The sequence below is a fragment of the Lentimicrobium sp. S6 genome (assembly GCF_013166635.1).
Lineage (GTDB): Bacteria > Bacteroidota > Bacteroidia > Bacteroidales > UBA12170 > UBA12170.
The window spans coordinates 137,976-151,139 of the sequence record NZ_JABKBZ010000004.1 but is presented as its reverse complement, the minus strand read 5'-3'; the positions used below and the strand labels follow the sequence as shown (position 1 = coordinate 151,139).

At 37.6% G+C, this 13,164-nt stretch carries 5 protein-coding genes; 4 read left to right on the top strand and 1 reads right to left on the bottom strand.

The window, feature by feature from the left end:
• A partial coding sequence (locus tag HNS40_RS03195; RefSeq protein WP_172277561.1) for a PKD domain-containing protein occupies window positions 1–4,484 on the bottom strand: 4,484 nt, incomplete at its 3' end.
• A gap of 589 nt (window positions 4,485–5,073) precedes the next feature.
• Between HNS40_RS03195 and glmS the strand changes: the two genes are divergently transcribed.
• From glmS to lptB, 4 genes are all read left to right on the top strand, one after another.
• Entirely contained in the window at window positions 5,074–6,912 is a 1,839-nt protein-coding gene (gene glmS, locus HNS40_RS03190) for a glutamine--fructose-6-phosphate transaminase (isomerizing) (protein WP_172277558.1), read from the top strand.
• Window positions 6,913–7,785: 873 nt separating this feature from the next.
• A complete protein-coding gene (locus HNS40_RS03185; RefSeq protein ID WP_172277555.1) occupies window positions 7,786–8,751 on the top strand; it encodes an SIS domain-containing protein in 966 nt (321 codons plus the stop codon).
• A 5-nt stretch (window positions 8,752–8,756) separates the two neighbouring features.
• A complete protein-coding gene (locus HNS40_RS03180) occupies window positions 8,757–11,225 on the top strand; it encodes a DUF5686 and carboxypeptidase-like regulatory domain-containing protein (RefSeq protein WP_172277552.1) in 2,469 nt (822 codons plus the stop codon).
• 616 nt (window positions 11,226–11,841) lie between these two features.
• On the top strand, window positions 11,842–12,567 hold the full coding sequence (gene lptB, locus HNS40_RS03175; protein ID WP_172277548.1) for an LPS export ABC transporter ATP-binding protein: 726 nt from the start codon (window positions 11,842–11,844) through the stop codon (window positions 12,565–12,567).
• Window positions 12,568–13,164: the final 597 nt, after the last annotated feature.

The following is a 13,164-nucleotide window of genomic DNA, read 5'->3' as shown; positions in this document are numbered from 1 at the left end:
AGTGTTGAAGTATTATCAGTTCCACTGGCTGGGTCATCAAAATCCCATTCCCAGCTTACGATAGCTGCTCCGCCATTGAGAGTGCTCAAGTCGGTGAAATCTACTGGTGTGCCAAGGGCCACTTCTGAGTTGGAGAAGTTGGCGGTGGCAGATGGGTTTAGAAATATGTTTCTAGTGATATCTTCTGGGCAGCCATTTTTAGTGGCTATCAACTCTATGTCGTGGTTTCCTCCGGTGAGGAAGGTGTGAGTTGTGTTTTGACCTGTGGCGGATTGTCCATCGTCAAAGTTCCATTCCCAGGTATCTGGAATCACAGAACCAGAGCTGACGATGGCATTTAATTCTGTTGGTGTATTATCGCATAGTCCCATATCGGTGAAGTCTACAGCGAAATCGGGAGTAACCGAAATACTTTGGCTGGTTACATCTTGGCAAAGCCACTCATCGGTGATGGTGAGCTGAATGTCTTGGTTTCCTGAACTTGTAAAACTATGAGTAGGACTTGTTAAACTATAATTACTTCCATCGCTCAATGTCCATTCGTAAGTCGTGATATTTCCTGCCGATTGACTTTCATCGCTAAAAGTGACCTCCTCAAATTGGCAGTAGGGGCCGCCGGGTGTAAAGTCGGCTATAGGAAGGGGGTTAATCGCTATAGCTTGGCTACTGCTATTTACACAATTGTTTTCATCGCTTACTTGCAGACTGATGTTGTAGGTATTGGGAGAGGTGAATGTTACAGATGTGTTTTGATCTGTGAAAGAGTTTCCATTGTCAAAATCCCATGACCAATCAGTAATAGCCAAATCATCTCCAAAACTTGCATCAGTTAAAGTAACCGGGTCGTTTAAACAAAGCCCATCTGAAGTAAAGCTAGAGGTGGGCAATTCTTTTACTATGATTGTTTTTGTTAAACCTGCAGTACAATCATTTAAATCTCCAATAAGTGAGATGGTATATTCCCCGGGGCTAGTGAAAGTATGTGGAGCCACCTGTCCGTCAGCTAAGGTACCTCCAGGTAAAATCCAATCATACTCTAAAGCGAGTGTTGAAGGAATAGCTACACCATTGAAATCGCCTTCTTCACCAAGACAGAATTCATTATTAGAAATATCTACGCCGAAATCAGGGAATACAATTATATTATCATGATGAAAGGTATGCGAGCAGCCTTGACCATCTGTTACAGTTAGGTTTATTTGATAAGTACCATTGTCTGGATAGATGTAATCAGGCTCTACTTCATCAGAAGTATCACCATTGTCAAACTCCCAAAGGTAACTAACTATAGGGTTGTCAATAGACGAACCATAAGAGATGTTGGTTAATTCCACCACATTGGAAAGACAAGGGTTCACATAAGTGAAATCGGCTGTTGGTGCAGGGAGAATTGTGATTTGTGAAGTATAGGAGTCGGAGCATCCATGATCTGTGATCACCTCATGGGTGATGTCATAATCCCCTTCTATTCCAAAAGTATATAAAAGTTCAGAACCATTATAAGTGTTTCCTTCTACATCCCAGTTATAATCTGTAATTGAGCTAACAGGAGTGGTGGAATTACTTGTAAATACACTTTCTACTCCTAAGCAATTGTTTCCAGAAAGAAAGCTAGCACTAGGTTTGTCATAGATTTCAATGGTTTGACTGATTGAGCTTTGACAATTATTGTTCGTGGTGACAGTTAGGTTTACCTCAAAAGTTCCATAGCTTAAAAACCGATGGTTAGGGTTTTTTGTTAATGAACCGGTTCCATCTCCGAAGTCCCAATTCCAATTAGTAATTATACCATTTGATGATTGATCAGTAAAGAATACAGGTATTTGCTCACATTCATCATATAAATTAAAGCTTGCACTAGGACTTTCAAATACAGTAATCAAAATACTAATGGCATCTGAGTCGCCACAATTTTCAGATTCACTTCTAACAAAATACTCTGTTGTATTAGTGGGAGCGGTTATGCTAAGGGTTTCAGAAGAGCCTATGGAAACTCCATTGGTGTGGTGTTTATACCATTTATAAGATTCTCCACCCGTACCTGTACAAGATAGGGTTATCGTACCTGGGTTGTCAGCAATACAATATGAAGTGATACTTGCTGATATACCAGTGGGAGCTGCTGGTGAAGGATAGACATTGATATCGCTTTCCTCACTAGCCAAACAACCCGAGATAGGGCTTGTGTATTCATAAGTAATATTATAAGTTCCTACACCACCAGCATCAATGGGATCGAATTCTCCCGTTGTGGAATTTACACCAGAACCAGAATAGGTGCCACCTGTTGGTGTGCCTTGAGAGAGGGTTATGATTCCTTGACTTTCACAAACATCTGGGATGGCTGATAATAAAACTTCTGGACCATCTAAAACTTCTATGCTTGAACTGGTTTGGCCTTCACATCCTGTAAGAATATCAGTATAGGTATAGGTGATTTCGTGTAATCCAATTGTTTGATTTGGATCAAAAGTAGAAGTAGTAGAGTTTACCCCAAGTCCAGAATAGATTCCTCCATTAGGGCTTCCGCCACTTAAAGTTAATGGTTCTGCATTTTGACATATTTCTGTAGGGCTTACAGAGAAACTAATGTCAGGAAAATCATGATGAGTCACCCAATCGCTTGTGCTTGCGTTACAATTATTGGCATCAGTATAGTTATAAGTGATTTCAACAGATTCGCCTACAGGAATCAGATCGGGATCTATAATACCAGTGGGATTAGTAATACCGGTACCACTAAAAGTTCCTCCAGTATGACTTGGCAGGGAACTAATATCAGTGCTGAGGTCACCAGTGCAAAAATCAGGAAGTTCCATTGTGACAATGGTTTCTGGAGCAATTTCCAGATCAATAGATCTGGTAGTAGAACATCCAGCAAGACTGGTCACATCCACTGATATTTCTTGATTTGTAGAATATGGAAATGAGGTTTCTCCGCTTGCACCATTACTCCAGGTTGCACTTTCAAATTCCCAAGGGCTCACATTAAACTCCATGCTTTCACCGGCACATAGTTGATATGGATCTTGAGATACATTATTAATATCCCTAATGGAGAAAGTGGGATTGGGATATATGGTTACATTTTGTCTATTTATAAAGCTAAATCCACCAACTAGGGTAACTTCCACACTTACATTATAGGTTCTGGCTATGGAAAACTGATGTGAAGCTCCATAGGGTTCATCACTTATGATTTGAATATTATCGGGAGAGAAGATATCATTAAAATCCCACGTCACAAAGTCAATTTCTTGACCATCTTCCAGTTCCACTTCTAAAGTAAACTCTGTATTGTCTTCAAAACAAGTGGGTTCAAATGAAAAGCTTGGGATGATAAAAAAGCTTTGGATAAAGGTGGGGAGGCCATAACGGACTGATCTTGGAGATAAATCTACAACAGTTTCTGGAAATGTAATTGTTGAGCCTTCTGCATTTGGGTTTGTTATACCTGGTAAATCCGTTTTTCCTCCACCTAAACCACCAGTTGCCATATATATGGTTCCATGAGGTGAAATTTGAAGTGCACCGTATAGTTCGTATTGGCTATTGTTTGAACTTATAACCGTCTGGGCATTTCCATTAGAGAAGTCAATTTGAACAAGTTTTTTATAAATAAGAGAAGAAGCATACATTTTAGTCCCATCAGGAGAAAACTCAACTCCATATGGATCCGTTATTCCAGAACCTACTGTTCTATAGTTGGAGATTACGCCAGTTTCATCATTAAAATCGAATAATTCAATATTGCCATTTGGATTTTCCCCTACAGCACATGCTATAAATGTTCCATCAGGAGATGCCTTTAAATAACCACGTGCTTGAGCATTATCTCCACCTTGACTACCATGAGTTCTTCCCAAATCAAATGTTTGTGGTATTGGATCTAGTCCATTTTCATCAATTTTAAAAACATAAAAAGTACTGGCGTCACTTCCTTCCCATCCATGTGTAATGACCCAAAAGGCAGGTTCGTTTCCATGTTTAACTGCAGTAACTTTTTCTGGTACTAGCTCAGTTCCTAAAAGGCGAGTGTTTTTTTCAGTAATATCACCCAATCCACCATTAGAACTCATATCAACTATTGAATAATTGAAACCTTTTACTAATCCATTATTTCGCGCATCAGTAGTGAAAATATAATACAAATCAGCATTACCGGGATGTGGAACTGGCACTGATGATTGTGTTGAAGATGCATCTCCTTTTAATCCAAAGCCATTTGGCATTTGTATATTATTTCTGTTCCAAACTTGGGTGCCATCAGTATAAAATAGTAACTCTCCATTTTGATTGGAAATTGAAGCACAGCCTTCTAAAGTACTCATTTGACTCCCCGATACTGTTGTAGGAGGATCTGTAGCAAAATTTAATGCAGCATTATCCCCAAAATACCAATTATTACCCTCCCCTTGGGCAAATGTAAATGGAGTGAAAAGAGATAAGGTGGTAATGATTATGATAGTGTAAAGATTCTTCATTCCTTAATTGATTAATTCGTTTTTTGGTTGTTTGTGTTATCATCTATTTGGTATAAATCCTAGCCCATGAGCCCCCTGAGATTTACGCCATCCTTAATGAATCATATTTATACTCTAAATACTGAGAAATGTTCAATATTTATTCAGAAAGACAGCAGCTGAGAAATATAGTTGCTTGTCAATTAGAATGTTAATTCAATCGGCCAAATTAATAAAAAAACATATGTGTAATAAGATTAGTTTTTATTTGTGATTTTGGAAGACATCCAAGCTTTTTTTGTGCTAAAAACTCCGTATTTAAATATGGGGATCAATAAATATGCAAGTTTTTATTCTGTAGTCGTTTATAGATTATGAAGCATATAAATTAGGGGATTTAGCAGCTGATTTATTATCGTGTTTTTTTAGCAAGACCTGTAATTATAGAATCGGAAAGTTTTAGCTGAGGCTTGCATAAAACTCTAAAAATATCGTTTATACTTTGAAGGCAAGTCTATTTTTGTAATTTTGCTTTCTTATTATTAATTAGCGTAATCAAAAAAAAGGCCCATGGCCTGTTTATTTACAAATCACTTAAAATAAATTCTATATGTGTGGAATTGTTGGATACATCGGACCGAAAGAGGCTTACGGAATATTGATTAAAGGCTTAAAAAGACTGGAATATCGTGGATACGATAGTGCTGGTGTTGCCTTGATGGATGGCGATTTAAAACTCTATAAGAGTTATGGAAAAGTAGCTGATTTGGAAAAACATGTGGAAGGAAAAGATATCACCGGAACCATTGGAATTGGTCATACCCGTTGGGCTACTCATGGAGAGCCTAGTCAAGTGAATGCACATCCTCATTATTCTGAGAATAAAGAATTAGCTATCATTCATAATGGAATTATTGAGAATTATGCAAGCCTCAGAGAAGAATTGGTGAAAAGAGGTCATCATTTTTCTAGCGAAACAGATACCGAGGTTTTAATACATCTCATAGAGGATGTTAAAGAAAAGGAAAAGGTAGATTTAGTGGAAGCTGTAAGAATAGCTCTTAACATGGTTATTGGGGCTTATGCTATTGCTATTGTTTCTAAAAACGATCCTGACCTATTAATAGCAGCTCGCAAGGGAAGCCCTTTGGTTATTGGTATTGGAGAGAATGAACATTATTTGGCCTCCGATGCTACTCCTTTAGTAGAATATACTAAGAATGTGGTTTACCTTAACGATGAAGAAATTGCTATCATCAGAAGAGGAGAAGATTTAGAAATTAAAACCATCAAAAATAAAGCGAAGACTCCTTATGTAGAAACTCTAGAATTGAACTTGAGTGCCTTGGAAAAAGGTGGATATGAGCACTTTATGTTGAAAGAGATATATGAGCAACCTACTTCCATAAAAGATTCTATGAGGGGAAGGCTTCATCCTGAAATAGGTTCAGTCACCCTAGGAGGAATAAGTGATTATGAGGATCGTATGGCTAAAGCTAATAGAATTATCATGATAGCTTGTGGAACCAGTTGGCACGCAGCCTTGGTTGGAGAATATTTATTCGAAGACATTGCACGCATTCCTGTTGAAGTGGAATATGGTTCCGAATTTCGTTATCGCAATCCTATTATTAATGAAAATGATATTGTCATTGCCATTTCCCAATCTGGAGAAACAGCTGATACATTGGCGGCCATCAAATTGGCCAAAGAAAAAGGGGCTACAGTATTGGGAATCTGTAATGTGGTAGGATCTAGCATTGCTCGTGAAACAGTGGCAGGCTCCTATACCCATGCCGGACCTGAAATTGGCGTGGCATCTACAAAGGCTTTTACGTCTCAGGTTACCGTATTGACGCTTATGGCTTTAAGATTGGCATATCTCAAAGGAACTATCGAGAAGAGTAGGTTCTTAATGTTGATCAACGAGATGGAGTTACTTCCAAAGAAAGTGGAAGAGACTTTGAAGTGTAACGATGTAGTACTTGAGATTTCCAAGATATTCACCTACGCCCGCAATTTCCTTTATCTAGGAAGAGGTTATAATTTCCCAGTGGCTTTGGAAGGTGCTTTAAAACTCAAAGAAATTTCCTATATCCATGCCGAAGGATATCCTGCTGCTGAAATGAAACATGGTCCTATAGCTTTGATAGATAAGGAAATGCCTGTTGTGGTTGTGGCTACCAAAAAAGGAAACTACGAGAAAGTAGTGAGTAATATAGAAGAGATAAAAGCCCGTAATGGAAGAATTATTGCCATTGTGACTAAGGGTGATAAAGAAGTCCGCCGTTTGGCCGATTATATCATCGAAATTCCTGATACTGAAGAATTATTCTCACCCATTTTAGCCACCATTCCATTGCAATTATTAGCCTATCATATTGCGGTTCGCAGAGACTGTGAAGTGGATATGCCTAGGAATTTGGCGAAGAGTGTTACTGTGGAGTAAGGCTTTTAAGCGGAAAACATTTCCGCTTTAGCTAGGGTTTGACAAGTCTTAAATATATATAGCTGGGGGGAAATTATTCTTTTCAGCTTTTTTGTTTTAAGATTGTGTTTTTATTTGAAATAACGGCTCATGTTAATTTCTATGGGGAGAAGCATAATTAAGAGTTCGGATTTAAGAATAGAAAATATGAATTGATGTTTTACTTCACAAGGAATAATATCGATTGTAGATTAAAATTATAGACTTATTTTTATAGTATTTCAACTGGAATTAAATCTATACAATGGTAGATTTTGAGACCCTTTTCCAGAAAAAATAATATATCATACTTTTTTGTGGAAAAAAGTAAGCAAAAAGCCATCCCAAACAATAGCCTTCCCGCCTCTTCTAGAATATTGATTTTTCAAGCAAAGTAGAAAACTAATGACCTGTTGACAGTAAATGTTTATCAGAACCAAAGCAGTCGGTTATATTTCAATCACCTCCACTGTCATTATTTTAAAAGCTAAAGCCCTTTGCTGAAAAATCTAATATTCTATAATTCACCGATTACACTTCGTCGTGTTTGGGAGAGACCACCCCGCCTAATTCCAAAGTTATTATTGCTTAATAGCAATTTAACTATGAAAAGGCTAAAAAAAACATTGCTCCCCATAATTTTTAATGTGACCCGAAATAACCAGCGGAAAACATTTCCGCTTGAGCAATGTCTATTTGTCCAGAGTCCTAAGCTTCGAACTTCCGTATTCCTGCTTCTCTATTCAAACTTCCAGCTTCCCACAATTTAGCATTTCTTAAACATTCTTATAACAAGTCCTCAGTTTGTTTTCGAAAAATAGCACGTATCTTTGCATATTCAAATCATGCATAATTATGAAAGCAAATCAGGATATCAAAAAAATTGCTCAGAAAGTATTTGAGCAAGAAGCACAAGGTATACAAAACTTGTCGAATCAACTTACCGAAGATTTTGCGAAAGCTGTAGAAGCCGTATTTCTTTCAAAGGGAAGAGTGATAGTGACTGGAATTGGTAAGAGTGCCAATATTGCGCAGAAGATTGTTTCTACCTTGAATTCTACAGGAACACCTGCCATTTTTATGCATGCAGCGGACGCTATTCACGGCGATTTGGGGATTATCTTAAAAGATGATGTGGTATTGGCCATCAGTAAAAGTGGAGATACTCCAGAGATTAAAGTCTTATTACCGCTGATTAAATTCCGTGGAAATACCATCATTGCCATCACTGGAAATACAGATTCTTATTTGGCTCAAAAAGCTAATTTCGTTTTAGACGTTACTGTAGAAAAAGAGGCTTGTCCTAATAATTTGGCACCCACTACTTCTACTACTGCACAACTCGTTATGGGAGATGCCCTAGCTGTGGCCTTACTCGAAATGAGAGGGTTTTCCACCGAAGACTTTGCAAAAGTACATCCCGGAGGAGCGCTTGGAAAGAAATTATACCTTAAAGCTGAGGATATCTTTAATAATAATGAGAAACCTATGGTGAATTCTGGTACTTCTATTTCGGACGTGATAGTAGAAATGACCACAAAGAGGCTTGGAGCTACTGCTGTAATTGATGATGGGGAAATCAAAGGAATGATTACCGATGGTGATTTACGTAGAATGTTGCAGGTTCAGGTGGATTATTCAAAGTTAATTGCGGCAGAAATTATGAATGTCGCTCCTAAGACCATTGCTCATGATACTTTATTGGTAGATGCCTTAAATATGATGCGTATGAATAATATCACTCAGGTTTTGGTGACCAAAAATGGCGAATATGTAGGTGTTATCCATCTTCATGATATTTTAAAAGAAGGGATTCTTTAACATCCATGTCATTTAAAAAACCATATCTTTTATTGCTACTTCTATTGTTATTGATTCCTCTGTTTTCTTTGGCTCAATTAACAAAAATAATGGGAGTGGTTAAGGATGCTCACAGTAAAGAGCCCATCCCTTTTGCCAATGTGTATTTTAAAAATACCACTATTGGTGTGTCTGCTGGTTTTGATGGAGAGTTCTCCCTAGAAGTAGATATTCCTTCCGATACTTTGGTGGCTTCTTCTTTGGGATTTCATAATGATTATAAAAGAATAAAAAAAGGCTCTTTTCAGAAGCTTGAATACTTCTTAGAACCCTCAGAGTTTAGTCTTAATGAAGTGGAGATATTTGCGGAATCTGACCCCATGGTTATCCTTTTTAATAAAATCATTAATCATAAAGAAGAGAATAATCCTAAAGAGTATGAGTTTCTCGAATACAGACTTTATAATAAAGTTCAAGTGGATGCCAATAATGTGAACGACAGGTTTCAAAAAAACAGACTCCTCAAAAAATTTCAAGTGGTCTTTAATTATATAGATACTTCTACTGTAAATGGAAAAGCTTACTTGCCTTTGTTTTTAACGGAAACAGTAAGCCGAGTTTATCGTCGTGCCAGTCCTAGTTCTACTCGTGAAGTGATTTTGGGTTCTCAGATGTCTGGTTTCGAAAATGAAAGTCTCAGTCAGTTTATGGGAGGCTTATACCAAGAAGTAAATGTCTACGATAATTATATCTCCATTTTCGATAAAAACTTTATCAGCCCCATTTCAAATAATGGAAGGTCTACCTATGATTATATCATATTAGATACCACCATGATGGGCTCGAAATCTTGTTTCCATTTAATGTTTAAACCCAAGCGAAAACAGGAGTTGACTTTTGTTGGAGAACTTTGGATTCATGATACTACTTTTGCTGTTGCACGAGTAGACATGAAAGCTGCTGTAGATGCCAATATCAATTATATTAATGATATTGCCATGAGTTTGGAATATGATTTGGTAGAAGATAAATGGGTGCTTTCCAAAGATAAGATTGTATTGGATTTAAACATCATTGAGAATACCATGAAGGTGCCTGGTTTCTATACCAGCCGAACCAGTTATTATTCCGATTTTAAATTCAACCAACAGCCAGCAGATAGTATTTTCTCTAGTCCTGTTCATGTGTTGTTGACAGATCGGGTGGATCAAAAAGATGAAAGCTATTGGAGTCAGAATCGTGATGTTCCGCTCACTAGAAATCAGCAAGGGATTTATGAGATGGTAGATTCTGTAAAGAGTATCCCACTTTTTCGCACCTATGTGGATGTGATGTATATGCTCACCAGTGGCTATCTGAAATGGGAAAAATTTGAGTTTGGGCCCACCTATAAAACCATTAGCTATAATACCATAGAAGGATTTCGCATGAGGTTGGGAGGAAGAACGAGTAACGATTTCTCAACGCGCTTAATGCTCCATGGTTATGCCGCTTATGGATTTAGAGATGAACAAATAAAAGGTGGAGGAGGCTTTTTGTATATGATCAAGAAGAATCCTTATCGTAAAGTTGGTGCTGATTTTAAATACGATTTAGAGCAATTGGGTCAACGGAGTACTTCTTTTTCAGAAGATAATTTCCTGACTTCCATTTTCCGAAGAAGCCCCAATGATAAGCAATCTTTAGTGGAGGGTTATAAATTATTTTATGACCATGAGTGGTTTAATGGTTTCAATACTAAATTGACTTTTAATCAGCGAAAAATGTATCCGGTAGGCGGGGCTACTTTTGAGATTAAAGATGGTGATGGGTATGCTGAGGTGGCTGCTATTAAAACCTCGGAGATTAGTGTTAAAGTGAGGTTTGCCTATCAAGAACGTTTTTTGATGGGGGAGTTTGAACGGGTTAGCTTAGGAACTAAGTATCCTATTTTTGAGCTCAATGCCACTTATGGAATCCCCGGTCTTTTTGCTTCCAATCAAGAATATTTTAGAATGATATTCCAAACCAAACAATGGTTTAATGTGGGGAGTATTGGCTGGAGTAAATATGTGATAGAGGGAGGTAAGTTATGGGGAACCGTTCCTTATCCGCTTTTAGAAGTAGCCCCAGGTAACCAAACTCTAATCAGCGACCAATATGCCTATAACCTGATGAACTATTATGAGTTTATCAATGATGAATATGTAAGCATTTTCTATACCCATCACTTCGATGGTTTGTTCTTTAACCATATTCCCTTACTCCGTAAGCTAAAATGGCGCGAGGTAATCCATGCCAAAGGAATCATAGGAAATATTAGTGAGGCTAATGCGGAATTCTCAGTCTTCCCATCCTATTCTTATTCACTAACCAGACCATATTACGAAATGGGTGTTGGTATTGAAAACATCTTCAAAATAGCCCGTGTGGATTTTATCTGGAGAATGAATCATTTCGATCATCCTAATGCACAGAAATTTGGTATTTTCTTTGCCCTTGAGTTTAGTTTTTAGTTAACAACTAACGACTAAAAACTAACAGTTAACAGTGAACACTAATAGTTAAAAGTTAGTGGTTTAAATTAAATAATAGGGCTCCAAAACCTAAGAGGGTTGAGCCTGTCTATTATTCTGTCGTAGATTGAGTAAATGAAAACTAAACTTGGTCTAATGTAAGGGATGATAGCCATTTATGGGATAGCGTCACTGGAGAGCTGGAGAGTTGGAGAGCTGGAGAAAGTTCAAGCTTTAAAGCTAGTCCATACCGCAGCGTCAAGTATTCAAGGTAAATCAATCCGTGCAAATCCATTAAATCCGTTTTATCTGCGTTCCATTTTCTTTGCGATCTTCGCGATTTTCCTTTGCATTTTCTTTGCGTGAAAATACAATATATAGGAGCTAGATAGTTGGAGTGTGAATGAATGAATGAATGAATTGGAGAGCTGGAGAGATAGTGAACTGGCGAGCTAGAGAAATAAATCAGTGAAAATCCGTGGACTTCTAAGAATAGATCAGTGTAAATCAGTCAAATCAGTTGTCCGCATTCTGTGTTAGTATAAAAAATCATAAATCCACCCATCGAAATTATTATTCCCCTAACAGGCTATCATTTAATTTATAAATTTGTACCATGATATTAAGAACTGATAACATCATCAAGAAATATGGCAAGCGCACCGTGGTAAAAGGGGTGACAGTGAATGTGCAACAAGGTGAGATAGTTGGGCTTTTGGGTCCAAATGGAGCAGGGAAAACCACTAGCTTTTATATGATGGTAGGATTGATTAAACCCAATGATGGAGCTGTTTATTTAGATGATCAAGAGATTACCAAGGAGCCTATGTATAAACGGGCACAGCTGGGAATAGGATATTTAGCCCAAGAAGCCAGCGTATTCCGTACCATGAGTGTAGAGGATAATATCAGTGCAGTATTGGAGTTTACCAAGCTCAATGCTAATGAAAGAGAAGAAAAACTCAATTCTCTACTCGATGAATTCGGATTACAGCATATCAGAAAAAGCCATGGTATTCAATTGTCGGGAGGAGAGAGAAGAAGAACAGAAATAGCCAGATGTTTAGCCGCAGATCCTAAATTTATTCTTTTAGATGAGCCATTCGCAGGAGTAGATCCTATTGCTGTAGAAGATATCCAAGCCATCGTTAGTAAGTTGAAAGAAAAGAATATTGGCATACTGATTACTGATCATAATGTACATGAGACCTTGAAGATTACCGATAGGGCCTATTTACTATTTGAGGGTTCTGTTTTAAAAAGTGGAACAGCCGAGGAATTGGCTTCAGATGAGCATGTGAGACGGGTTTATCTAGGTAAGAACTTTGAGTTGCGTAAGTAGGGGTGTGGTCACAAAGACACTAAGGCACAAAGGATTGTAATGATAGAATGGTAAAATACAGGAATGATAGAATAAATGCTTTTTCTAAGTTTTGGTAATTTTTCTTACTGTTCTTTACTTTCTCAAAAAACATCACGCTAAGCCACAAGTTCATAAAGGAACTTCCTATTTTCTTTATTCACTCATTCCCCCGCCTCTCCAGCTCTCCCCATCGATTTAAAACCAAATTCCTATACTTATACTCAACCTTAAACTTTAAACTTGGAACATGGAATATATTCTACCGAAACCCCTCCTCCCCAATCCACCCAGTCTCCCAGTCTCCCAGTCTCCTCCTCACCCCTTCGATTTGAGACCTAATTTCTATACATATACTCATCATTGAACTTTAAACATTGAACTTTAAACTTTAAACATATTCTACAGAAACCCTAATCTCCAAACATACCAGTTTGCTTATCGCCAGCTCGTCACTACTTTGCTACCCTCCTCAAAAGATTTCAACACATTCTTGATAAATTGATTTTGAAATTTTCATAATATCTTCTATATTCGCACATTAGCTAATCAAGCTCGATTCTTAACATAAACATTACA